Here is a 22048-nt window from a genome sequence, read left to right as displayed (position 1 = left end):
ATATTTTTTAAACTAAATATTTAGTTTTATATTAGGGTTAATATTTACAGCTGTTATATAATTTGAAATAAAAATGGAGATTAAAGATTTAACAAAAGCCGAAGAGCAAATTATGCAGGTGCTATGGCAACTAGAAAGTGCTTTTGTGAAAGACATGATTGATTTACTGCCAGAACCTAAACCAGCTTACAATACGGTTTCTACTATTGTAAGGATTTTGGAAACAAAAGGATTTGTAGATCATACTGCTTTTGGTAAAGCACATCAATATCATCCGCTTATATCAAAAGAAGAATATAAACGTCATGCCACAGAGAAATTATTGGGTAATTACTTTGAAAATTCGGTAGAAAGTATGTTCTCTTTCTTTGTAAAAGAAGAAAAACTGGATGTAAATGATGTAGATGAAATTTTAAAGCTAATCAACAAATTTAAGAATAAGCCTAAATGAATTGGTCACTTTACTTATTGCAGATAAATATTTATCTGGTTGTGTTTTACTTGCTTTACAGAACGCTGTTGGCTAAAGAAACTTATTTTATTTTAAACAGAGTATTTTTGATTGCTGCAGGTATCTTATCGCTATGTATTCCATTTATTCATTTTGATTGGTTTACCCAGCAACCTGTAACACATCATATATCGCACAGCGTTAACCAGTTTAATCAATTTATAATAGAAACCAGTAACGCAAATGCAGTAGAGCAGCGTAAAATCAACTGGTGGGCTTATATTGTGGGCATCTATCTTTTAGGTATCGTGTTTTGCCTGATCAAATTAGTCTGGCAGATTTTTGCAGTAAGTAAACTTTTCAAGGACCTTAAGAATGGTTCTGCATTTTCGTTTTTAGGCAGAAAAGCTGTGGACGAAAATCTTCCACATAGCAAAACCATTAATCATCATGAAGATGTGCATATTAAACAGTTTCATACTGTAGATGTGCTTTTATTCGAAATAATTGCCATCATTACCTGGTTTAATCCGGTAATATATGCCTATAAACATGCAATTAAAGAACTGCATGAATATTTAGCTGATAAAGAAGCCGCTAAAATACATGGCGATAATGAAGCTTATGCTATGCTATTGCTTAGCCAGGCTTTTGGGTTAAATAATAATTCTATTGCACATGGTTTCTTAAAGAAATCAATGGTAAAGAAAAGAATAACCATGTTATATAAGCAGCCTTCTGCGAAAGTAGCTGTTTTAAAATACGGATTAGCTGTACCTGCCTTAGCTTTTGCATTAATGTTATCATCGGCCAGGTTTAAAAATAATCCTCAGATTAATGCACTAACTGATAAACTGCAATTGGCTGAAGTAGAAGATGTATTAACTAAAGTTATTCCTCCTACAACTCCCTCAGAAAAAGTAACCATAGCTGAGTATCCAAAAGCATCAATTAAAAATTCATCAGAAGATCTCTCTTCATTTTACAATGAATTAAGCAAGAACTTGAAGTATCCGGTTACTTCGCTCAACAAGGCCGAAGAAGCCTATATGTTAGTAAGATTCAAAGTTGCCGATAACAAAATTGTTCATGTTAACACGGGCAGTGCTCCCGAAGATCTGCAATTAGAAATTGTAAACGCACTGAATAATATCCCGAATAAATTAAAAGGTGGCCAGTATATTATTCCTGTAAAATTTAAATTTATCAAGAGCCCCGCAGTAAAATTCCCGCCACCTATTGTTAAACCAGACAAGAATACAACCATGCTTCCTGAGGTTGTTATTTTAGCTCCTGAACAGGATGTTCCTGAACCTGTATACAGTTTTGTATCCATGGAAAACCCTCCCTCTTTTCCGGGAGGTATTGAAAAGTTTTATGATTTCTTAAGTAAGAACATTAGTTACCCTAAGGAGGCTGCAGAAAATAACATACAAGGAAACGTTTTCATCTCCTTTGTTGTTGAGAAAGATGGTTCTTTAACCGATCTCAAAGTAGAACGAAAATTAGGTTATGGAACAGATGAAGAAGCCATCAGGGTATTGAAACTTTCAAGAAGATGGAATCCAGGTCAGATTAACCAAAAACCGGTAAGAACGAAGTATAATATCCCTATAAAATTTACACTTAACTCATACTACTTCACTAACTCTTAAAAATTAATTATCATGAAAAAATTTAACATTGCATTTATTGCAACAGGACTTTCTTTGCTCTGTTTTTTCGCAAAAGCACAAGGTCAAAATGAACAAGACAAGGTTTACAATTTCGTATCAATGGAAACCCCGCCTTCTTTTCCCGGGGGTATTGCAAAGTTCTATGATTTCTTAGGCAAGAATATAAAATACCCGGAAGCAGCTTTGCAAAACAAAACACAAGGAAATGTCTTTCTATCTTTCGTTGTAGAGAAAGACGGATCACTTACAGATATTAAAGTAGAAAAAGGTTTGGGTAATGGTACCGATGAAGAAGCCGTACGTGTATTAAAGCTTTCAAAAAAATGGAACCCTGGCCAGATTGAACAAAAACCTGTAAGAACCAAATACAATATCCCGATCAGGTTCACACTTAACAACAGCTCATCTTTGCCATCAAAACCAGGTAAAGATATTGCTACCATGATTATTAAGGCTTTCTCAAGCGGAGCTCCACTCATTATGATCAACAAAGTTCAATCAAATATGAATAATGTACTTGAGCTTAGTCCAAACAAGGTTAATAATATCCAGTTCTTACAAGCCGCTCAGGCCACTAAAGAGCTTGGAGAAAAAGGCAAAAATGGTGCGGTTGTCATAACAACAGCTCAATAAAAGTAAAAAAGCCGGTGTAAAATACACCGGCTTTTTTACAAAATACTTCCTTGCCTCGGAAGTATAAATTTAAGATTTTTATCTTAAACCTACACAAGAAAAAGTGTATTTTTTTTGTGCAATTATGTTCTGCATTCAATCCTCTACTTTGTAATTATAATGCAATGAAACCTTTTAATGGTAACAAAAAATTAAATTATCCGTCTATATTTGTAACAATCGTTATTTAAATGAAGTACATGTTAATTTTTCTTATAGTTGCGATTATTATCTTATGGGTAATCAGGGTTTTAGTGCGTTTAATTTTTCCAGCAGTAATCAGAAATGCGTTTAGCAATATGCAAAATCCCAGCACAGGAAATAGCTACCAAAAACCAAGAAGACCTGAGGGCTCAATTTCGATAGACTTTGTTCCTCAAAAAAAGAAAAAAGGTAACTCAGACAAATTAGGTGAATTTGTAGAGTATGAGGATGTTAAATAGTTTTCTTTTCTCCATTTTTAATTTTCTTTTTTAAGCATAACAGTTTTACCATTCGGGAGCATCAATTTTTATATTAAAGCGTTGAGTTTACTTTTTAATCTCGTTCAAATTTCTATTTTTGGGCTGAGTTTAATTTTAATATACCTTTAATGAATAATTGGTTTAATAAAAATGGCATTCATTTAGCCATTATTGCTGCATTTGTAGTTATCTGCTTTATTTATTTCAGTCCGGTGCTACAAGGCAAAGCACCTATACAAAACGATGTATTGCAATCTAAAGCAATGCAGAAAGAAATCATGGAGTACAAGGGAAAAGAAGGCAAAGGCCCTCTTTGGACTAACCAGATGTTTGGCGGTATGCCCACTTATCAGATCTGGGTACAATATGCTTATAATGGGGCAACCTATGGCATAGCGTTAATTACTAAAGCCTTACCTAATCCTGTAGGAACTGTATTATTGTTACTTGTTGGTGCATATTTTTTATTCATTACCTTAAAGGTAAACCCCTGGCTGGCTGCCGCAGGAGCCATTGCTTTTGCATTTACCACATACAATTTTGTTTTAATTGCCGCTGGGCACAGCAATAAAGCTTTAGCTATTGGCTTTTTTGCACCTATACTGGCTGGTATATTTATGACCCTAAGGGGGCGTTATTTACTGGGTGCAAGTTTAACAGCCTTGTTTCTGGCCTTAGAACTCAGGGCTAATCACGTACAAATGACCTATTATTTGTTCTTGTGTGTTTTAATCTTAATCATTGTTGAAGTATATAATGCCTATAAAAACAAACAATTACCCGCTTTTGGAAAATCTGTAGCTTATCTGGCCGGAGCTGTTATTTTAGCTGTTATGATTAACGCCAGCTTACTTTGGACTACTTCAGAATATGCGGCTGAAACCAATAGAGGTAAGTCTAATCTTACCAGCATGAATTCTGAAAAGAACAAAGGTATGAGCAAAGAATATGCTTATAACTGGAGTCAGGGTGTTGGAGAAAGTTTTACATTCTTAATACCGCATTTATATGGCGGTGCAACAAGTATCGATGAGCTGGTTAAACCTGAAAGCCATATGTATAAATCTATTGCCGAAGTTACCGGTGGAGATCCCAATCAGACTGTACAAGCTATCCAGCAACTTGCACAAGGATTAAACATGCAGCAATATTGGGGCGAAAAGCCAGGAACTCAGGGGGGATATTATTTTGGTGCTATTATTTGCTTCCTGTTTGTATTTGGTTTATTCATTGTTAAAAGCCCTTTAAAATGGTGGATAGTAGCCACTTCAATTTTATTCATTCTTTTATCATTTGGCAAAAACTTTCCTTTCGTTTCCGATCTGTTTTTTGATTATTTCCCTTTATATAATAAATTCAGGGCAGTAGAATCTATTCTTGCGGTTGTAGGCTTAATGTTTCCTGTATTGGCCATTCTAGCTTTGAGAGAAGCACAAAACAGCACATTAAGCGCTAAAGAACTCACGAAAAAGCTTACATGGTCTGCTGCTATTACTGGCGGTTTTGCTTTGATCGTAGCTTTAGTACCCACCTTATTCTTTAGTTTTAAAACAAGTAACCACAATGAAATTATCCAGGCCTTAACCCAAATGTTGCAAAACAACTCAACCCTTGCACATAAAATAGGTGATGCGCTGGTACAAGACCGTATTGCTATTGCAAGAGCAGACGCTTTCCGTTCTTTAATTTTCATTGCCATAGCATTTGGACTAGTTTGGGCCTTTATCAACAAAAAAATGAATATGCAATTGGCCTTCGGGTTATTGGCTCTTGCTATTCTTGCTGATATGTGGCAGGTAGACAGAAACTATCTTAACAACAATAACTTTGAAAGCAAAGCTGCGTTGAATAATTATTTTCAGCAAAGAGATGTAGATAATTTCATTATAGCAGATAAGGACCCTAATTTCAGGGTTTATGATCAAACTATTAATACTTTCTCCGATGCAAGCGCAACAGCATTCCACAAAACTATTGGAGGCTATCATGCAGCGAAACTGAAAAGATATGACGAGCTGATACAAAATCAACTAACAAAAAGCGTTAATCAGGATGTATTAGACATGTTAAATGCTAAATACTTTATTACTCGCGATCCACAGAACGGATCATATAAACTGTCTAGAAACAGTTCTGCATTGGGTAATGCCTGGATTGTAAAAAGCGTTCAGTTTGTTAAAAATTCTGATGAGGAAATGAAAGCCATCAGCAGTTTCGATCCTAAAAACGAAGCCATTGTTGACCAAAGCTTCAAAAAATATATTGATACTACCCGTTTAGGTGCTGATCCAAGTGCCTTTATTAAAATGGAAAAATACCATCCTGATCATATTGAATACAGTTACAGCGCACCAAGAGATGTAGTTGCTGTTTTCTCTGAGATATATTATGATAAAGGCTGGAATATGTACATTGACGGAGTTAAAAAGCCGTATTTCAGAGCAGACTATGTTTTAAGAGCTGCCCAATTAGAAGCCGGAAACCATAAAGTAGAATTCAAATTTGAACCGGTTTCTTATTATACCGGCGAAAAAATTTCACTTGCCGGCTCTGTATTACTGGTAGGTTTCTTAGGCTTGGCCCTCTACACAGAAAACAAAAAGAAAAAATAAAAAGAATTATAATTTTTATAAAAAGGTTTGGGTTATACCCAAACCTTTTTTGTTACCTAGACTTTTAACCAAGCAAAAACATAATAAACACTTAACAGTCTGTTAATCTGCAAAGTACAACTTTGCAAAAAAAAAGATTAAATGCCAGAGTTATTTGTAATTATTTGTGTAATCGTAATTGTTGCGTTTTACTTTAGCCCATTTGAGCTTACGCTTAGCGAGGAAGATGATTAATGGTTTGTTGTTGTAAATCTCTTCTGTGTTTAAATACAGAAGGAGTTTAAGCTTTTAAACATATATCTCTATGGAAAAACGTAAAGTAGAAATCGTAGTCATTTCTGATGTGCATTTAGGCACTTATGGGTGCAGGGCAAAAGAACTCCTCAAATATTTAAAAAGTATCCAACCCCAAACCATTATCTTAAACGGGGATATTATTGATATCTGGCAATTCAGCAAACGTTACTGGCCCGAAACCCACATGAAAGTCTTAAGAAAACTCATGAAATTTGTGGTAGAAGGTGTTCCGGTATATTATTTAACTGGTAATCATGATGAGCTTTTGAGGAAATTTGCCGATATGCAATTAGGATCTTTCTACCTGCAGAATAAGCTTGTTCTGGAGCTGGACGGTAAGAAAGCATGGTTTTTTCATGGTGACATTTTCGATATCACCATGCAACATTCTAAATGGCTTGCAAAATTAGGTGCTATTGGTTATGATAGTTTAATCTTACTCAACAGCATGGTAAACTGGTGCTTGGAATTATTTGGAAAAGAAAAAATGAGTTTCTCTAAAAAGATAAAGGCCAAATTTAAAGATGCGGTAAAATTTATCAATAGTTTTGAGCAAACAGCGGCCGACCTTGCCATTAATAGTGGCTATCATTATGTGGTTTGCGGGCATATCCATCAACCCGAAAAACGGATGATCAACACAGATGGTGGCGAAGTGCTTTATCTCAACAGTGGCGACTGGATTGAAAATCTAACCGCTTTAGAGTATAATGATCAAGCCTGGAGTATTTTTAAATACGATGCAAAACAGTTTACAAAAGAAGAGGATGTAGAATATGGTCAACTTTCAGATGGAGAGGATCTGCAAAGCAAGTTAGATGTGCAAACGCTGCTTCAAAAGATTAAATTAGAAATTGCTTAGATATATATTTTTTGTGATATTAGGGCTCGATGAAGATACTTTATGCCATACAAGGCACCGGAAATGGGCACATTAGCAGAGCTCGTGAAATTGTTCCTCTATTACAGCAACATGGCGAATTAGATATTCTGATCTCAGGAACACAAGCCGATGTACAGCTAACACAGGAAGTAAAGTACAAATTACATGGTTTTAGTTTTATTTTCGGGAAAAAAGGTGGCGTGAACCATTATCAAACATGGAAAAACATGGATCTTTTCCAGTTCAGAAAAGACATGAAATCCATTCCTCTAAAAGACTACAATCTCATCATAAATGATTTTGAACCTGTAACAGCATGGGCTTGTAAATTACAGGGAATTGAAAGTGTTTCACTAAGTCATCAGGCTGCATTTAAGTCCAGAAAGGTTCCAAGACCTAAAACTATTGACTGGGGAAAGATTATTTTAAGTAGGTACGCGCCTACTACCCATCATATTGGTTTTCATTTTGAGCGTTATGACGATTTTATTTATACTCCTGTCATCAGAAGTGAAATAAGAAATCTTAAGCCTTCAAATATGGGTCATTATACCGTTTATCTGCCAGCCATAGATGATAAAAACCTAGTTAAATTATTAAAGCAGATACCACAGGTTAACTGGCAGGTTTTTTCAAAACACACCAAAACTTCTTATACTGATGCCAATGTAATAGTTGAACCGGTAAATAATGAAAAGTTTAACCTCAGTATGGCAAGTTGTGAAGGCGTATTTACGGGCGGAGGTTTTGAAGGCCCTTCTGAAGCTTTATTTCTAGGTAAAAAATTATTAGTTGCACCTATGCGTTTTCAGTATGAGCAGCAATGTAATGCGTATGCACTTAAACAACTCGGAATACCTGTAATATGGGGTAGTAACCACAATTGGTTACCGGTTTTGCAAAAGTTTGTTACAGAACCTCAGTATCACCAATTCTATTTTCCGGATGAAACTGCACAGATAATTCAGCACACAGTAAATACATTTGCCAGATAAATTTATTTACTTTGCCTTTGTATAACAGGCATGATTAATCAGTTCAGAAATTTAAATCCTATTAATATATTGTTTTTGGCAGTTTATACGCTGTTCATGCGTATTGCTATTTTCTTAGATCTGCCAGAAACCCTAACTTTTGATTTTTTAGAACCCTACACTCAGTTCTTTTTAAAATTACCGGAAAGCAGTTTTTCTCCTTTGGTAAACATTATGCTTGCTGCAATAATTGTATTTATACAGGCATTATGGTTCAACAGAATCATTAACAATCATGCGTTAATGCCTAAACCTACCTATATACCGGCATTGATATATATTACAGGATCAAGCTTATTCTTGCAGTTTCTAGTATTAAGTCCGCCACTTATCTGTAATTTTCTGGTTCTCTTAGTTATTGATAAGTTTTTAAAGCTGGCTAAGATGCCAAGTGCAATGGGATTGATGTTCGATGTAGGTATGATCATCGCTATTGGTACCCTAATTTATTTTCCTTTCATTGTGTTGTTTGCCATGCTTTGGTTAAGCCTGTTATTGTACAGACCTTTTAATTGGCGCGAATGGTTATCCGGAATCATTGGCTTTCTTACCATTTTCTTTTTCATCGCAGTTTTTTATTATTTAAATGACAGCCTCAATAGATTTTTAGCCATATGGCAGCCATTAACCAATAAGTTCCCTACTTCTCTCCAAATCAATTATAAAGATTATCTGGTATTAATTCCAGTAAGTATCATCATCATTATGGCTGCTCTGCAGCTCAGAGAAAATTTTTTCAGAAGTTTTATCAGCACAAGAAAAGCCTTTCAAATGCTCTTCTTCATGTTTTTAGTTAGCCTGATAAGTTTTTATACCAAACCTGGTGTTACTGTCAGTCATTTTATTCTTTGTGTACCTACAGGATCGGTTCTCATTGCTTATTATTTCGTTAGCGCACAAAGAAGATGGATTTATGAAAGCCTCTTTGCTATACTCATTATCTGCATCCAATACTTTTTGTTTGTTTAACCTTTTTTAACAAATTGATAGCTTGAAACTAAGCAAAGATTAATAGCTTTGTGCAGTAAAATAGGTTTCTAGCCTTTATTATTTCGATTTTTAATATTTAATAAGACAGATGCTTAATGCATAATCTGGTAATTGACATAGGCAATTCTTATACTAAAATTGCCGTTTTTGATAAAAAGAATATGGTTTTTTATCAAAGATCAGAACAACTGGATGATTTGTTATTGCTACAACTCATTAAAGAATACGAAATAACAAATGCTACGGTTTCAAGCGTTAATAATGATATAACTCAGGTTGCTGATTTATTACAGGACAAAGTAAATTATATAGAATTTACCACCTCTGTTAAAGGCAATATTCACAGTTATTATCAATCTGGACAGACCTTAGGTCTCGACAGATGGGCTAAGGTTATTGCAGCGAGTCAGCTCTTGCCAAAAACAAATTGCCTGATGATTGATGCAGGGACATGTATTACTTACGACCTGTTAAACAAAGACTCTGAATACTTTGGAGGAAGCATTAGTCTTGGGATCAATATGCGTTTTAAGGCTTTAAACCATTATACCGGTCGTTTACCTTTAATAACATGGAACGGAAACGATGATATGATACCTGAAGGCAATAACACAATTAATGCGATAAGAAACGGAGTATTACAAGGCGCTGTAAATGAGATTATTGGTTTTATAACCAATTATAATGATAAATACCCTGATTTAAAGATAATTTTAACCGGTGGTGATGCAGTTTTTTTGACTAAACAGTTAAAAAATAGCATATTTGCCCCCCAAATAATACAAGAACCCCATTGGGTTCTTAAAGGACTGAACGAAGTTATTACACTATAGAATGAGTTATAAACTAAAATACATCAAGCTTGCATTATTGCTTTTAATGGGTTCTAATGCCTTGGCACAAATCACTGTACAATCTCCTTATTCAAAATTTGGTGTAGGAAATTTAAATGGCACAACTCTGCCACAACAGCGTTCAATGGGCGGTATTTCTGCGGGCGTATTCAGAAGTAGCTACATCAGTAATATTAATACCGGAAATCCGGCTTCTTACGCAGGTATTGGTTTAACTACATTAGATATTGGCCTAAGTGGCGATATTACTACCCTTAAGAGCAATAGCTTATCAGAGCGCAGCTTCAATTCTACATTAAGCCATGTAGCCATGGCATTCCCGGTAACTTCTAAATCTTCTTTAAGTTTTGGCCTTTTACCCTATTCAGAACTTGGTTATAACTTTAAAAACACAGTAAATATTGGCGGAAGATCATTTGATCACATTTATGCTGGCGAAGGAGGTTTGTCTAAAGCATATTTAGGTTATGGTATTCAGTTTGGAGATCACTTTAGAATTGGGGCTAATGCAGAATATTTATTTGGCAACCTGATACAAAGCACTTCAACAGAAAATGCTGATGCCGGATCATTCAATTCAAGATCTCAGCATAAAAATAATATTGGTGGCTTAACTTATAGTTATGGAGCACAGTTTGACTTTAAACTGAACAACAAAACTTCATTAATTATTGGATATTCAGGTTCGGCACCATCCAGCTTAAAATCAAAAACGAGCATTGTTAACACCATTTATTTAAAAAACAGTGTAGGCGAAGAGTTAAGTGCATTAGATACATTAGATCATGTGGTAAACAATAGTTCTAATATGAAACTACCTCTTTTACACAATATTGGTTTCAGTATTTACAAAGAAAACAAATGGTTATTTGGAGCAGATTATCGTATAGGTAAATGGTCTGATTTCAGATTAGACGGAACCAATCAAAATCTTACAGATACTTATGGCGTATCAGTAGGTGGACAATTCACACCTGATGTATCTGCAATCAACGGCTACTTTAAACGTGTTGATTATCGCTTAGGATTTTCATACGATAAAACATACGTTCAAATCAACAATACCGATGTTAAGCAAATGGCCATTACAGTGGGCTTAGGTTTACCTTTGTCGTCTTCTTATGGCCGTTCTTCATTTTACAAAATGAATTTTGGTACTGAAATAGGAAAAAGAGGTTCATTAACCAATGGATTGGTTAAAGAGAACTACATTAATTTCCGTTTAGGCTTTATGTTAAACGACAGATGGTTCCAACGCTTTAAGTTCGACTAATTGTGAAAATTAATGACTGGTGATTATTTGAAATATTTATGGATTGCAGGTATGTTGGCCCTATTATTAACAGCCTGCAATGATGATGACCTTAAAAAAGCCAGCTCAATATCTAATACCAAGATTAGTCTTACAAAAGACAGAACTTTAGGTGTAGAATTGATTTACAGTGATTCTGCAAAAGTAAAAGCTAAAGGTTACGCTCCTATCCTCGATAAAGTTACCCCATCAAATGGTAGTCCTTATAATGAAATGCCAAAAGGCGTAAAAATCGATTTCATAGATGACAACCAACAATCCAAAGGAAGCATTACTTCTGATTATGCTATCAATAAGGAAGGCGAACGGCTTACCATCTTTAAAAAGAATGTTACTGTAGTAAATGAAAGTATCACCTTTACTACCGAAGAATTGACTTGGGATGAAAATAAAAAATCCTATTTCTCTCCCAGTGGCACGGTAAGGTTTAAAGATGGCAGTATACTAAGTGGTGCTCAGTTTACTGCTCCACAGGATTTCAGCACTTATACCATATCACAACCCTCGGGACAGGCTTATTTAAAAAACGGCGCAAATCCTTAATTTAAGTATTTTAAAGCGAGTAGTTTATCTGTTCTAAAACTTGAAATTTAATATTTTCTAATTAGTTTCAAATTTGTATCTTGCGCCCTCTTAAAAAAAGTAAAAAACAATAGAATATAGAATAATATGGGATTAATGACTTTCATGCGTACCAAAATGGGCTATTTTTTGGTTGGAGGTATTGCAGTAGTATTAGCATTATTTGTTTTGGAACCTTTATTACAACAGGGTTCAGCTATTTTTGGTTCATCTCGTAACGAAGTTGGCAGTATTGATGGAGAAAAGATCAGCTACGAGGCATTTAATACCAAAGTAGATCAAACTACCGCTCAATTTAAACAGCAATATGGTGCCATGAATCCTCAAATGCAAGCTATGGCTGTTGAGCAGGCCTGGCAATACGAGGTTGCGAATGTTTTATTAAACAAAGAGTATGGCCGTGTAGGCTTAAGTGTATCTGGCGATGAGCTTTTTGACCTTATTCAGGGTAAAAAACCAAGTCCGCTGATTATGCAATATTTCGGAAATCCGCAAACCGGACAAATCGATCATGCTGCTATTATCAATTCATTAAAAGCGCAGTCAAAAGATCCTAACTTAAAAATGCAGTGGGACCTGTTGCAAAATGAAATTGAAAAACAAGCTCTACAACAGAAATACAATAATCTGGTAAGTAACTCTGTTTATGTAACTTCATTAGAAGCTAATGATGAATATGTGAACAGAAATAAATTAGCCAGCTTAAAATATGTAAACTTAGATTATAGCTCTGTTTTAGATAAAGATGCTAAATTAACTGATGCGGATTATCAGGCATATTTTGATGCAAACAAAAAACGTTTCTTCAATCCTACTGAAACCAGATCTTTAGAATACGTTTCTTTTAGTATTAAACCAACTGCAACAGATAGTGCCTTAATCAAAACCCAAATAGAAAAATTGGCTGCTGATTTTCAAACTACACCAAACGATTCTCTATTTGCCGCAAATAACTCTGATGTAAAAGTTCCGTACACTTATATCACTAAAGGAAAATTAGACCCTGCTGTTGATTCAGTTATTTTCAACTATCAGGCAGGCAGTTTCTATGGCCCTAAATTTTCTGGCAATTCTTACAAACTGATTAAAGTTATAGGTAATCGTGTATCTCCAGATTCAGTTAAAGCAAGCCACATCTTAATTGATCCTTCAAAAGTTGGTGGCGAAGAGAAAGCCATGAAACTTGCTGATTCATTAAAGAACTTAGCATTAAAGGGTTCTAGTTTTGCTGAACTTGCCAAAACTTATAGTGTTGATGGTTCTAAAGAACATGGCGGAGAGCTAGGTACATTTGCTCGTGGCGCAATGGTACCTGCTTTTGAAAATGCTGCTTTTGATGGTAAAACAGGAGATATTAAAGTAGTTAGATCTCAGTTTGGTGTACATGTAATTAAAATTGAAAAGCAAATTGGTGCTTCAAAAGTGGTTAAACTGGCTTACATAGAAAAAGCATTGGCTCCTAGTCAGAAGACAAGAGATGCAGCTTACAAAAAAGCATTGGCTTTCTTAAACGAAGTTAAATCAGACAACTTTAATGCTTTAGCACAAAAGAATGGATACACTGTTGGCGTTGCAGACAGGATTACACCTACTCAGGGCTATGCTCCTGGATTAGACAATCCTCGTCAGGTCATCAGAGATGCTTACGATGCGAAAAAAGGCACGGTATTACCTCAGGTTTATACAATGGATAATGACTATGTAGTTGTTAAACTTACAGCTATACAACCAAAAGGTCAACTAGCCTTAGAAGATGTTAAAAAGCAAATTGAACCAATGGTATTAAATGCTAAAAAAGCACAAATACTAACTGAGAAAATGAATGCCGCACTATCTGGTGCTTCAAACATAGATGGAGTGGCTCAAAAATTAGGCAAAAGTGCTGTTGATGTAGAGAATCTTGTTTTTGCTAATCCGGTTATACCAGGCTTAGCTCAGGAAAATAAGTTTACAGGAGCTGTGTTCGGTTCGCAGGCTGGTAAACTTTCTAAAGCTATAGATGGCGAAAAAGGAGTATATGCATTTATTGTAACAGGATTTACCAATCCGGCTCCTTTGGATAATACTTATAAACAAAAGCAAACTATGCTTTCGAGTATTGCACAACGTGCTTTTGGTAACGCATTCCAGGTATTACAGGATAAAGCTGATATAAAAGACAATAGAGTGAAATTCTATTAATCTTTATTACGTAAATTTGTAACCGTCTTTAAGTAATTAAAGGCGGTTTTTTATTATCAGGATAGTTATGGAAATACAGGAAAACTTCATAAATAAAGTAGCTAACAGCGGTTTAATCACCTTTAATCTAGAAGATTACTATGATAAAGGAGAAAGATTAGTGTATGATATAAAAGACAATCTTTTTCATGGATTGATTTTAAAAGAAAAAGATTTTAGAGCATTTATAAAAGACCATGACTGGTCTCAATATGCTGGAAAGAATATTGCTATCATTTGTTCTACAGACGCTATTGTACCTACCTGGGCCTACATGCTACTGGCAAACAAAATGAAACCCTATGCGAACGAAGTTGTGTTCGGCAATCTTGAAACTTTAGAAAATATTCTGTTTACCAAAGCATTAGCCCATATAGATTTCAACATTTATAAAGACCAACGGGTGGTTATAAAGGGCTGTGCAGATTTAAATGTGCCGGTTTCTGCTTATGTAGAGATTACCAATCTGCTTACACCCGTGGTAAAAAGCATTATGTATGGCGAACCTTGCTCTACCGTACCACTATATAAACGAAAAGACTAATTCTTTTTTGGATTACTTTTTGTTTTGTCACGTAATATGATAAAGATTGTTTCATCTGTTTTATTGTGTCTTATTACCCTTGCAGGGTTTGCACAAGAGCTTCCGTTAAAAAAAGATCCGGCCTTTAATGAGGGCGAAGTACTTACTTATAAGCTAAAATATGGCTTTATTACAGCTGCCGAAGCAACTTTAAAAGTGCTTCCATCAGATATGAAGTTCGACAATAAATCTACATACAGACTATCTGTTGATGCACAAACATCCGGAACTTTTGATATCTTTTACAAGATTAGGGATCATTACGACTCTTACATCGATAAAACAGATCTTACACCTTATTTCTACCAGGAAAATATACGGGAAGCCAGTTACCGCAGGCAGGATAAAGCAAGATTTTACCAAGATGCAAAAAAAGTAGTGGCAAACCGAGGTACTTTTGCTACACCTACAACACAGACATTCGATTTGGTTTCTGCCTATTATTTTGCCCGTAGCCTAGACATTTCTAAACTCAATATAAATGATACTTTTAAGCTTAACTATTTTTTAGGAGAAGAAATCTCTTCTTTGGAAATAGAATACATAGGCAAGGAAGTGATAAAAACCAAGCTCGGCGAAATCAGATGTCTGAAATTTAGTCCTTCTATTAAACCAGGGAGAATCTTTAAAAAAGATAGTAAACTGTATCTTTGGATAACGGATGATAATAACCGTGTACCCGTAAAAGCTCAGGTAGAGATCTTGGTTGGAGCAGTTACCTTAGAAATTAAATCGGCTGAAGGCCTAAAATACCCTATTGGAAAATGATGATTGAAGTTGACGGAACCTTGGTACATGAAGATGTACTTAAACAGGAATTTGTTTGTAATTTAAACAAATGCAAAGGTATTTGTTGTGTAGAAGGCGACTCAGGTGCACCTTTAGATCACCAAGAAAAGCTGATATTAGAAGAAATATACCCTAAAATAAAGCACCTTTTAGCACCAAAAGGCATTGAAGCCATTGAACAGTTTGGTACATCTGTAACTGATGCTGATGGTGATCTTACCACTCCTTGTGTAGACGGATATAAAGAATGTGCTTATGTAACCTTTGAAAATGGAATAACCAAATGTGCTATTGAAAAGGCTTATGAGCAAGGTTTGGTAGACTGGAAAAAACCAATCTCGTGCCATCTATACCCAATACGCATTACAAAATATCCTGAGTTTGATGCTCTTAATTATGATCGCTGGCATATCTGTCATGATGCCTGCAGTTTTGGCCGTGAACTTAATGTAAAGGTGTTTGAATTTTTAAAAGAGCCTTTGATCAGAAAATATGGAGAACAATGGTACAATGAATTAGAAGTTGTTGCACAAAATCTACCTTAATTAGCCTTAGATTTTATTCTTAAGCAGATTCTTATATTTTTGTTACAAACAAAAACAATATTAAATTGAAAAAGATCTTAATTACCGGAGGTGCAGGCTTTATCGGGTCGCATGTTGTACGTCGTTTTGTAAATAATTATCCCGACTATCATATTGTAAATTTAGATAAGCTGACCTATGCAGGTAATCTGGCAAATCTTTCAGATATTGAAGACAAACCCAATTACAGTTTTGTAAAAATTGATATTACAGATGCCTCTGCTATTAATCAATTGTTTGGTCGTGAAAATTTTGATGCAGTTATCCATTTAGCTGCCGAGAGTCATGTTGACCGCTCAATTACAGACCCTACTGCATTTGTAATGACCAATGTGATTGGGACTGTAAATCTGTTAAATGCAGCAAGAGAATATTGGAAAGACGATTATAGTAATAAAAGATTTTATCATATCAGTACAGATGAAGTTTATGGAGCTTTAGGCGAAACGGGTATGTTTACCGAAACAACCGCTTATGATCCGCATAGTCCTTATTCGGCTTCAAAAGCAAGTTCAGACCATTTTGTAAGAGCTTATCATGATACTTATGGAATAGATTGTGTAATCTCTAACTGTTCTAATAATTACGGATCTCATCATTTTCCAGAAAAATTAATTCCTTTAGCAATTAATAACATTAAAAATAATAAACCAGTTCCTATATATGGCAAGGGAGAAAATGTAAGAGACTGGCTATGGGTTGAAGATCATGCAAGAGCTATTGATGTAATATTTCATCAGGCTAAAGCCGGAGAAACCTATAATATTGGCGGACATAACGAATGGAAGAACATTGATCTTATTCATTTGCTGTGCAAAATAATGGATGATAAACTGGGAAGAGAAGCAGGCACATCTGCCAAACTCATTACCTTTGTTACCGACCGTGCCGGACATGATCTGCGTTATGCAATAGACTCAACTAAACTCCAAAAAGAGTTAGGCTGGACACCAAGCTTACAATTTGAAGAAGGTCTGGAAAAAACCGTTGACTGGTATCTGGTTAATGAAGAGTGGTTAAACAATGTGACCTCAGGCAATTATCAATCTTATTACGATAAACAATATAACGGCCGCTAAAATCTGAATTAAACTTATGGATAATACAATTTTAGTAATAGGTGCTGGTGGGCAATTAGGCCATTGCTTGAAAGATGTTGCAAAGGCTAATCGTATCACGAACATTATTTTTCCTGAAGAAGGTGCTGCCAACATTTTAGATCTGGCTTCCTTGCATGAGTTGTTTACAGAGATAAAACCCACTTATGTAATCAATTGCGCAGCTTATACAGCTGTTGATAAGGCTGAGGATGAAAAAGATCTGGCTACAGCCGTAAATGCAACAGGCGCAAAGAATTTAGCTGTGCTTTGTAATGAGTTTAATGCCGTGCTTATTCATATTTCTACTGATTTTGTATTTGAAGGAAACATCGTAAAATTACTTACAGAAGAAGACACTTCCCAGCCAATTAACGTTTATGGTCTCACCAAATTAGATGGTGAAAGAAGAATTACGGAAAATTTAAAAGCATATTTCATTTTGCGTACAAGTTGGCTTTATTCTGAACATGGTAACAATTTTACAAAGACCATGCTCAAGTTAGGTACAGAAAGAGATGAATTAAATATCATAGCTGATCAGGTTGGAACACCTACTTATGCCGTCGATTTAGCTACTGTTATTTTCCATATTATTGCTTCAAACAGCAAGGAATATGGTATTTATCATTACAGCAATGAAGGTGTAACCTCATGGTTCGATTTTGCCAAAGCTATATTCGAGATAAGTAAAGTACCTGTAAAAGTAAATCCGATACCTACAAGCGCATACCCAACCAAAGCTAAACGTCCTCATTTTTCTGTAATGGATAAAAATAAAATAAAAAGTACCTTTAACATAGATATTCCATACTGGCGTAACAGTTTGGAAAAATGTATAACTGCAATCAATAATAACTAAAGCAAACTAAGCTAATTTACATATGAAAGGAATAATCTTAGCCGGAGGAAGCGGAACCCGTTTACATCCTTTAACACTGGCAACCAGTAAACAAATGATGCCGGTTTATGATAAGCCAATGATATATTATCCTCTTTCTACTTTAATGTTAGCAGGTATTAAGGAGATTTTAATTATTTCTACGCCACATGATCTTCCTAATTTTGAAAAGCTTTTAGGAGATGGTTCTCAATTGGGATGTAAATTTAGCTATGCCGTACAACCAGAACCTAATGGATTAGCCCAGGCTTTTGTTATTGGTGAAGAATTTATAGGAAAAGATAAAGTAGCACTTATATTAGGTGATAATATCTTTTATGGTGATGGCATGGCTAAGTTGTTACAGAATAGTGCAGATCCTGAAGGAGGCATTGTATTCGCTTATCAGGTATCAGATCCTGAAAGATATGGCGTTGTGGAGTTCGATAATAATCATCAGGTGATTTCTATAGAAGAAAAGCCTAAACAACCTAAATCTGATTACGCGGTACCAGGCCTATACTTTTACGACAATGATGTAGTTGAAATTGCAAAAAACATCAAACCTTCTGAACGTGGAGAGTATGAAATTACAGACGTGAATAAGGCCTATCTTGAACGTGGTAAGTTGAAAGTAGGTATTCTGAGCAGAGGAACAGCCTGGCTTGATACAGGAACTTTTGCTTCGCTTATGCAAGCCGGACAATTCGTTCAGATTATTGAAGAACGTCAGGGACTTAAAATAGGCTGTATAGAAGAAATAGCTTACCGTATGGATTTTATTAATGCTGAGCAATTAAGGAACATAGCCGAACCTTTGGTTAAAAGTGGATATGGCGAGTATCTCTTAAGAATTATAAAATAATAAAAAGGGAGCAAAAAGCTCCCTTTTTATTTAACAGCTTCTTTTTTCATTTTTAATCAGCTCTCTCTCCCACTTGTTGACGCCACATAGCATAATATAAGCCTTTCTCAGCTAATAAATCATCATGAGCACCTTGCTCTATGATCCGGCCTTTCTCAAGCACGTAGATACGATCTGCATGGCGTATAGTTGATAATCTATGAGCAATAAGAATGGTAATATGTTGTTCTAAAACCGAAACATCTTTTATGGTAGCCGTAATCTCTTCTTCTGTAATCGAATCAAGTGAAGAAGTTGCCTCATCAAAGACCAAAATATCCGGATTACGTAAAAGTGCTCTTGCAATGGATAAACGTTGTTTCTCTCCTCCTGAAACTTTAACACCTCCTTCGCCAATCACACTGTCTAAACCTTTTTCTGCTCTTGCCAATAAGGTATGGCATGCCGCCTGACGTAAAACCGTTAAACATTCTTCATCAGTAGCATGAGGCTTTACAAATAATAAATTTTCTCTGATTGTCCCTGAAAACAATTGGGTATCTTGTGTAACAAAACCTATTTTCTCACGTAATTGGTCCAAGTTAATTTTGCTACCTGAGATATCATTATAAAAAACCTCGCCTTCAACCGGCTGGTATAAACCTACCAGAAGTTTTACCAATGTGGTTTTTCCTGAACCCGAAGGGCCTACAAAGGCAATGGTTTCGCCACTGTTTACGCTAAAATTAATATGGTTTAGTGCATTACTCTTTCCGGTAAGGTGTTTAAAGCTAACCTGATCAAAAGTTAATTTCCGTACTTTATCCAAGGTAACCGGATTTTGAGGTTTTTGATCAACAGGCGTATTCAAAATATCTTTAAAACGATTTAAAGATACTTCTGCTTCACGCCAGGTTAAGATTACATTACCCAGTTCCTGTAAAGGTCCGAACAAGAAGAAAGAATAAAACAAGAAAGAGAAATACTGGCCCGGCGATATGGCATTATCAAAAATAAGGATCAGCAACACCACAACCATAGTACTGCGTACTAAATTAACCGTAGTACCTTGTACAAAACTCATGCTTCGTACATATTTCACCTTACGTAATTCAAGGCCTAATATTTTATAGGTTGTCTTATTTAATCTGTCTATTTCTTGGTTAGCCAAACCCAAACTTTTTACCAGCTCAATGTTTCGGAGCGACTCTGTTGTAGAACCGGCAAGCGCTGTAGTTTCGGTTACAATTTTACGTTGTATAACTTTAATCTTACGGCTTAGGAACCAGCTTACAAATGCGATAATTGGAATGGAAGCAACATAAATTAAGGTAACCTTATAGCTTACACTTAAGGAATACACGATTACAAACACCATTCCTATTAAGCTTACGAACAAAATACTGATAAAGGAAGTAATAAATTTTTCACAGTCTGTTCTCACTTTTTGTAAGATGCCCAAAGTTTCTCCACTTCTTTGATCTTCAAATACCTGATAAGGTAATTCTAATGAATGCTTCAAACCATCAGCATACATTCTTGCACCTACTTTCTGAACAATGATATTGGTGAAATAATCCTGAAAGTTTTTAGCAATCCTCGATACCATAGCTGCACCTACTGCCAAGCCTACCAAGCCCAACACACCCCAAACAAATTCAGTTCTTTGCAGATGGTCTTTTTTCTCTATAAAATTATCAACTATACGACCGGTAAAATAAGGATCCATTAATGAAAAACCTATGTTTAACGCTGCCAAGAACAACGCAAATATGACTGTCCATTTATAAGGTTTAAGATATTGTATCAATAAATTCATCTTTCTCAATAATTAGGATGCAAAAATAAAAAAAGGGAATGTAGCAAAACCACAATCCCTTTTTGTTTACATTTTACCGATATAAGTCTTATATCGTCATGATATCTTTTTCTTTGGCTTCGGCATGTTTATCAACCTTAACAATATAATTGTCGGTTATTTTTTGCACTTCTGCCTCGCCAACTTTTATTTCATCGTCAGAAACATTATCTGAAGTTTTTAACTTTTTGATTTTCTCGTTAGCATCTTTACGGATGTTACGTACTGTTATACGTCCTCTTTCTGCTTCTTCTTTTACTTTTTTAACCAGCTCTTTCCTGCGTTCCTCAGTTAAAGGAGGTACAACCAATCGAATTACGCTTCCGTCATTTTGCGGATTAATACCAATATTAGCTTCCATGATAGCTCTTTCAATAGGTATTAGCATATTTTTTTCCCAAGGTTGAATAATTAAAGTACGAGCATCTGGCGTATTAATACCTCCAACCTGCGCCAAAGGTGTAGCACTTCCGTAGTAATCTACCATAATACCATCAAGCATACCTGCTGATGCTTTTCCAGCTCTGATCTTAGTCAACTCTGATTCACAATGCGCAATAGCTTTATCCATATTTGCCTGAGCATCGGCTAATTGTTTCTTTATGAGGTCGTTCATATCTTATTGTCTTTATACAAAAATATAAAATTCGTTATCCTTTTACTAATGTACCTATTTCTTCGCCATTGGTAATTTTCATAAAATTACCGGTCTTATTCATGTCAAATACGATAATAGGCAGATCGTTCTCCTCACAAAGCGTAAAGGCGGTCATGTCCATTACATTCAGGTCTTTTTCATAAACTTCCTTAAATGTAATTTCATCATATTTCTTGGCTAAAGGATCTTTTTCAGGGTCGGCAGTATAAATACCATCTACCCTTGTGCCTTTTAATACCACATCTGCTTTAATTTCAATGGCCCTTAAAGCAGCCGCAGAATCTGTTGTAAAATAAGGATTACCGGTACCTGCGCCAAATATTACAATACGACCTTTTTCTAAGTGACGTACAGCACGTCTGCGAATAAAAGGCTCGCAGATCTGTTCCATTTTTATAGCTGTTAATAAACGCGTTTTTAATCCTACTTTTTCTAAGGCATCTTGCAAAGCCATGCTATTGATTACGGTAGCAAGCATTCCCATATAATCGGCCTGCGCCCTGTCCATACCAGACTTTTCGGCACTCAGACCTCTAAAAATGTTTCCGCCTCCAATAACAATGGCGATTTCCATTCCTTTACTGTGTACAGCCTTAATATCTTCGGCATACTGCTTAACACGCTCGTTATCAATACCATACTGCTTATCCCCCATTAACGATTCGCCGCTAAGCTTAAGTAGAATTCGTTTATATTTCATAAAGCGCA

Annotated in this window: 21 protein-coding genes; 18 read left to right on the top strand and 3 right to left on the bottom strand. The window is 35.5% G+C overall.

Annotated features, from left to right (window positions below):
* Positions 1-73: 73 nt before the first annotated feature.
* The 18 genes from MMF97_RS04785 to rfbA all read left to right on the top strand — a co-directional run bounded on the left by MMF97_RS04785 (position 74) and on the right by rfbA (position 18845).
* Complete coding sequence (locus MMF97_RS04785; RefSeq protein ID WP_243360062.1) at positions 74-451, top strand: BlaI/MecI/CopY family transcriptional regulator; 378 nt, start codon at positions 74-76, stop codon at positions 449-451.
* Positions 448-2106, top strand: coding sequence for a M56 family metallopeptidase (locus tag MMF97_RS04780; protein ID WP_243360060.1), 1659 nt, complete (start codon positions 448-450; stop codon positions 2104-2106). Before MMF97_RS04785 ends, MMF97_RS04780 begins: the two co-directional genes overlap by 4 nt.
* 12 nt (positions 2107-2118) lie before the next feature.
* A complete protein-coding gene (locus MMF97_RS04775) occupies positions 2119-2760 on the top strand; it encodes an energy transducer TonB (protein WP_243360051.1) in 642 nt (213 codons plus the stop codon).
* Positions 2761-2990: 230 nt separating this feature from the next.
* On the top strand, positions 2991-3242 hold the full coding sequence (locus MMF97_RS04770) for a DUF4834 domain-containing protein (protein WP_243360050.1): 252 nt from the start codon (positions 2991-2993) through the stop codon (positions 3240-3242).
* Positions 3243-3391: 149 nt separating this feature from the next.
* Positions 3392-5875 carry a YfhO family protein gene (locus MMF97_RS04765; protein ID WP_243360042.1) on the top strand — a complete coding sequence of 828 codons (2484 nt, stop codon included), beginning with the start codon at positions 3392-3394 and terminating at the stop codon, positions 5873-5875.
* Between the two features lie 304 nt (positions 5876-6179).
* Complete coding sequence (locus MMF97_RS04760; protein ID WP_243360040.1) at positions 6180-7034, top strand: UDP-2,3-diacylglucosamine diphosphatase; 855 nt, start codon at positions 6180-6182, stop codon at positions 7032-7034.
* A gap of 29 nt (positions 7035-7063) precedes the next feature.
* Complete coding sequence (locus MMF97_RS04755) at positions 7064-8050, top strand: glycosyltransferase family protein (protein WP_243360038.1); 987 nt, start codon at positions 7064-7066, stop codon at positions 8048-8050.
* A gap of 30 nt (positions 8051-8080) precedes the next feature.
* Entirely contained in the window at positions 8081-9058 is a 978-nt protein-coding gene (locus MMF97_RS04750) for a DUF6427 family protein (RefSeq protein WP_243360036.1), read from the top strand.
* A 116-nt stretch (positions 9059-9174) separates the two neighbouring features.
* Entirely contained in the window at positions 9175-9912 is a 738-nt protein-coding gene (locus tag MMF97_RS04745) for a type III pantothenate kinase (RefSeq protein WP_243360035.1), read from the top strand.
* A gap of 1 nt (position 9913) precedes the next feature.
* Positions 9914-11206, top strand: coding sequence for a hypothetical protein (locus MMF97_RS04740; RefSeq protein ID WP_243360027.1), 1293 nt, complete (start codon positions 9914-9916; stop codon positions 11204-11206).
* Between the two features lie 12 nt (positions 11207-11218).
* The gene (locus MMF97_RS04735; RefSeq protein WP_243360018.1) at positions 11219-11788 is read left to right on the top strand and encodes an LptA/OstA family protein; all 570 of its coding nucleotides are present in this window, start codon (positions 11219-11221) and stop codon (positions 11786-11788) included.
* Between the two features lie 126 nt (positions 11789-11914).
* Positions 11915-14008 carry a peptidylprolyl isomerase gene (locus MMF97_RS04730; protein WP_243360016.1) on the top strand — a complete coding sequence of 698 codons (2094 nt, stop codon included), beginning with the start codon at positions 11915-11917 and terminating at the stop codon, positions 14006-14008.
* A gap of 67 nt (positions 14009-14075) precedes the next feature.
* Entirely contained in the window at positions 14076-14591 is a 516-nt protein-coding gene (locus MMF97_RS04725; RefSeq protein ID WP_243360008.1) for a DUF2480 family protein, read from the top strand.
* A gap of 36 nt (positions 14592-14627) precedes the next feature.
* Complete coding sequence (locus MMF97_RS04720; RefSeq protein WP_243360006.1) at positions 14628-15398, top strand: DUF3108 domain-containing protein; 771 nt, start codon at positions 14628-14630, stop codon at positions 15396-15398.
* Entirely contained in the window at positions 15398-15964 is a 567-nt protein-coding gene (locus MMF97_RS04715; protein WP_243361170.1) for a DUF3109 family protein, read from the top strand. The genes MMF97_RS04720 and MMF97_RS04715 overlap by 1 nt, the downstream gene beginning before the upstream one ends.
* A gap of 65 nt (positions 15965-16029) precedes the next feature.
* Positions 16030-17082 carry a dTDP-glucose 4,6-dehydratase gene (rfbB, locus tag MMF97_RS04710; protein WP_243360005.1) on the top strand — a complete coding sequence of 351 codons (1053 nt, stop codon included), beginning with the start codon at positions 16030-16032 and terminating at the stop codon, positions 17080-17082.
* 16 nt (positions 17083-17098) lie between these two features.
* Complete coding sequence (gene rfbD, locus MMF97_RS04705) at positions 17099-17962, top strand: dTDP-4-dehydrorhamnose reductase (RefSeq protein ID WP_243360002.1); 864 nt, start codon at positions 17099-17101, stop codon at positions 17960-17962.
* Between the two features lie 22 nt (positions 17963-17984).
* Complete coding sequence (rfbA, locus tag MMF97_RS04700; protein ID WP_243360000.1) at positions 17985-18845, top strand: glucose-1-phosphate thymidylyltransferase RfbA; 861 nt, start codon at positions 17985-17987, stop codon at positions 18843-18845.
* A 52-nt stretch (positions 18846-18897) separates the two neighbouring features.
* On the opposite strand, the gene MMF97_RS04695 is transcribed toward rfbA, so the two are convergent.
* From MMF97_RS04695 to pyrH, 3 genes are all read right to left on the bottom strand, one after another.
* A complete protein-coding gene (locus MMF97_RS04695) occupies positions 18898-20643 on the bottom strand; it encodes an ABC transporter ATP-binding protein (RefSeq protein ID WP_243359992.1) in 1746 nt (581 codons plus the stop codon).
* 88 nt (positions 20644-20731) lie between these two features.
* Positions 20732-21298, bottom strand: coding sequence for a ribosome recycling factor (frr, locus tag MMF97_RS04690; RefSeq protein ID WP_243359985.1), 567 nt, complete (start codon positions 21296-21298; stop codon positions 20732-20734).
* A gap of 34 nt (positions 21299-21332) precedes the next feature.
* Positions 21333-22040, bottom strand: coding sequence for a UMP kinase (gene pyrH / locus MMF97_RS04685; RefSeq protein WP_243359984.1), 708 nt, complete (start codon positions 22038-22040; stop codon positions 21333-21335).
* Positions 22041-22048: the final 8 nt, after the last annotated feature.

Source organism: Pedobacter montanisoli, from assembly GCF_022809115.1.
GTDB lineage: Bacteria > Bacteroidota > Bacteroidia > Sphingobacteriales > Sphingobacteriaceae > Pedobacter > Pedobacter montanisoli.
Note: the sequence above shows the minus strand (reverse complement) of the source record. Positions and strands in the feature narration are given on the sequence as shown.

Excerpts from the sequence above, each read along its gene's own strand:
- MMF97_RS04785 (WP_243360062.1), top strand. The coding sequence starts at position 74 with ATGGAGATTAAAGATTTAACAAAAGCCGAAGAGCAAATTATGCAGGTG.
- MMF97_RS04780 (WP_243360060.1), top strand. The coding sequence starts at position 448 with ATGAATTGGTCACTTTACTTATTGCAGATAAATATTTATCTGGTTGTG.
- MMF97_RS04775 (WP_243360051.1), top strand. The coding sequence starts at position 2,119 with ATGAAAAAATTTAACATTGCATTTATTGCAACAGGACTTTCTTTGCTC.
- MMF97_RS04770 (WP_243360050.1), top strand. The coding sequence starts at position 2,991 with ATGAAGTACATGTTAATTTTTCTTATAGTTGCGATTATTATCTTATGG.
- MMF97_RS04765 (WP_243360042.1), top strand. The coding sequence starts at position 3,392 with ATGAATAATTGGTTTAATAAAAATGGCATTCATTTAGCCATTATTGCT.
- MMF97_RS04760 (WP_243360040.1), top strand. The coding sequence starts at position 6,180 with ATGGAAAAACGTAAAGTAGAAATCGTAGTCATTTCTGATGTGCATTTA.
- MMF97_RS04755 (WP_243360038.1), top strand. The coding sequence starts at position 7,064 with ATGAAGATACTTTATGCCATACAAGGCACCGGAAATGGGCACATTAGC.
- MMF97_RS04750 (WP_243360036.1), top strand. The coding sequence starts at position 8,081 with ATGATTAATCAGTTCAGAAATTTAAATCCTATTAATATATTGTTTTTG.
- MMF97_RS04745 (WP_243360035.1), top strand. The coding sequence starts at position 9,175 with ATGCATAATCTGGTAATTGACATAGGCAATTCTTATACTAAAATTGCC.
- MMF97_RS04740 (WP_243360027.1), top strand. The coding sequence starts at position 9,914 with ATGAGTTATAAACTAAAATACATCAAGCTTGCATTATTGCTTTTAATG.
- MMF97_RS04735 (WP_243360018.1), top strand. The coding sequence starts at position 11,219 with ATGACTGGTGATTATTTGAAATATTTATGGATTGCAGGTATGTTGGCC.
- MMF97_RS04730 (WP_243360016.1), top strand. The coding sequence starts at position 11,915 with ATGGGATTAATGACTTTCATGCGTACCAAAATGGGCTATTTTTTGGTT.
- MMF97_RS04725 (WP_243360008.1), top strand. The coding sequence starts at position 14,076 with ATGGAAATACAGGAAAACTTCATAAATAAAGTAGCTAACAGCGGTTTA.
- MMF97_RS04720 (WP_243360006.1), top strand. The coding sequence starts at position 14,628 with ATGATAAAGATTGTTTCATCTGTTTTATTGTGTCTTATTACCCTTGCA.
- MMF97_RS04715 (WP_243361170.1), top strand. The coding sequence starts at position 15,398 with ATGATTGAAGTTGACGGAACCTTGGTACATGAAGATGTACTTAAACAG.
- rfbD (WP_243360002.1), top strand. The coding sequence starts at position 17,099 with ATGGATAATACAATTTTAGTAATAGGTGCTGGTGGGCAATTAGGCCAT.
- rfbA (WP_243360000.1), top strand. The coding sequence starts at position 17,985 with ATGAAAGGAATAATCTTAGCCGGAGGAAGCGGAACCCGTTTACATCCT.
- MMF97_RS04695 (WP_243359992.1), bottom strand. The coding sequence starts at position 20,643 with ATGAATTTATTGATACAATATCTTAAACCTTATAAATGGACAGTCATA.
- frr (WP_243359985.1), bottom strand. The coding sequence starts at position 21,298 with ATGAACGACCTCATAAAGAAACAATTAGCCGATGCTCAGGCAAATATG.
- pyrH (WP_243359984.1), bottom strand. The coding sequence starts at position 22,040 with ATGAAATATAAACGAATTCTACTTAAGCTTAGCGGCGAATCGTTAATG.